The organism is Sinomonas sp. G460-2, from assembly GCF_047759905.1.
Lineage (GTDB): Bacteria > Actinomycetota > Actinomycetes > Actinomycetales > Micrococcaceae > Sinomonas.
This window is the reverse complement of the sequence record NZ_JBKZWT010000502.1, coordinates 1-1,654: the sequence shown is the minus strand read 5'-3', so window position 1 is coordinate 1,654 and position 1,654 is coordinate 1. Positions and strand designations below refer to the sequence as shown.

Here is a 1,654-nt window from a genome sequence, read left to right as displayed (position 1 = left end):
GGACGGCGGCCGACGACGGCGAGGCTCGCCCCGCGCATGAGGGCGTGCGCCGCGCGGAGGTGGTTGAGGGCCTGGATCCCCGCACCGAAGACGAGCACGCGGGGGTTCTCGGGGACGCCTCCGGCGGACGAGGCGAGGATCCTCGTGACGGCGAGCAGCGTCGTCGCCGGCGTGCGGATCGCCGTGAGCTCGGTGCCGTCCATGACGGCGAGGGGGGCGAGGGTGTCCGAGTCGACGAGGAGGTAGACGCCCTGGATCTTCTCGAGGCCGCGCGCCGGGTTGCCCGGCGCGACGGTGAGGGCCTTGACCCCGCTGTAGGCCGGGCCGGATGCGGGCATGAGCAGGAACTCGCCGCCCGGCGCGGGGCTGAACAGGCGCGGGCCGTCCTCCTCCGGGTCCACGCCGTCGAGGAGGGCGCGCTCGAGGGCCGCGACGGCGTCCGTCCATGGCGCCGCCGCGCGCACGGCCGCGGCGTCGAAGTACGGGAGGCTCCCGGTCCCACGGTTCGAGCTCACGCTCACGTTCCCACCCACGCTCACAGCAGGAACCCCCGCGGGAACGGGTCGGTGGGGTCGAGGAAGTACTGCGCCGTGCCCGTGACCCACGCCCGGCCCGTGACGGTCGGGATCACGGCGGGCCGGCCCGCGACCTCGGTCTCCCCCACGAGGCGGCCGATGAACCTCGACCCGATGTAGGACTCGTTCACGAAGTCCGTACCCAAGGCGAGCTCGCCGCGCGCGTGAAGCTGGGCCATCCGGGCGCTCGTGCCGGTGCCGCACGGGGACCGGTCGAACCAGCCCGGGTGGATGGCCATCGCGTGCCGCGAGTGCTCCGCGTTCGAACCCGGAGCCTTGAGGTAGACGTGGTGGCAGCCGCGGATGTCCGCGCGCTCGGGGTGCACAGGTTCGGCGGTTTCGTTGATCGCGTCCATGATCGCGAGGCCGGCCTTGAGGAGATCGTCCTTGCGCGAGCGCTCGAACGGGAGTCCGAGGGAGTCGAGGTCCACGATCGCGTAGAAGTTGCCGCCGAACGCGAGATCGTACGCGACGGTCCCGAAGCCGGGGACGTCCACCGAGGCGTCGAGCCGATCGGAGAACGAGGGCACGTTCGTGATCGTGACGGATTCCGCGTGCCCGTCCCGCACGGCCACCTCGGCGACGACGAGACCGGCCGGGGTGTCGAGGCGCACGGTCGTGACCGGCTCGACGACCTCGACCATGCCCGTCTCGACGAGCACCGTCGCGACGCCGATCGTGCCGTGGCCGCACATGGGCAGGAGGCCCGAGACTTCGATGTACAGCACGCCGAAGTCCGCGTCCGGCCGCGTAGACGGCTGGAGGATCGCTCCGCTCATCGACGCATGGCCGCGGGGTTCGTACATGAGGAGGGTGCGGATCCAGTCGCTGTGCTCCATGAACCACAGGCGGCGCTCGGCCATGCTCGAGCCGGGGATCGTCCCGATGCCGCCCGTGATGACCCGCGTCGGCATCCCCTCGGTGTGGGAGTCGACGGCGTGGAAGATGCGGTTCGTTCTCATGCTTGCGCCCTTCGTCCTCGGCATCGACTGCTCCGTAACTGTCGTTTTGGAGGCTTATAACGACAGTTACGGAGCAATCGAAGAGTCAGGTTGTGGTTACTTGTAGCCCTTGGCGAG

At 70.5% G+C, this 1,654-nt stretch carries 1 protein-coding gene and 1 pseudogene; both read right to left on the bottom strand.

What is annotated here, in order from left to right; all coding sequences use genetic code 11:
- Positions 1–515 (bottom strand): annotated as a pseudogene (locus ACLN58_RS21900) (ornithine cyclodeaminase family protein); the annotation flags it as partial.
- A 20-nt stretch (positions 516–535) separates the two neighbouring features.
- Positions 536–1,537 (bottom strand): proline racemase family protein, encoded by a 1,002-nt coding sequence (locus ACLN58_RS21895; RefSeq protein WP_415857319.1) that lies wholly within the window; start codon positions 1,535–1,537, stop codon positions 536–538.
- Positions 1,538–1,654: the final 117 nt, after the last annotated feature.

What these genes read in the sequence shown, in the direction of transcription:
- ACLN58_RS21895 (WP_415857319.1), bottom strand. Translation starts at nt 1,537, where the DNA reads ATGAGAACGAACCGCATCTTCCACGCCGTCGACTCCCACACCGAGGGG.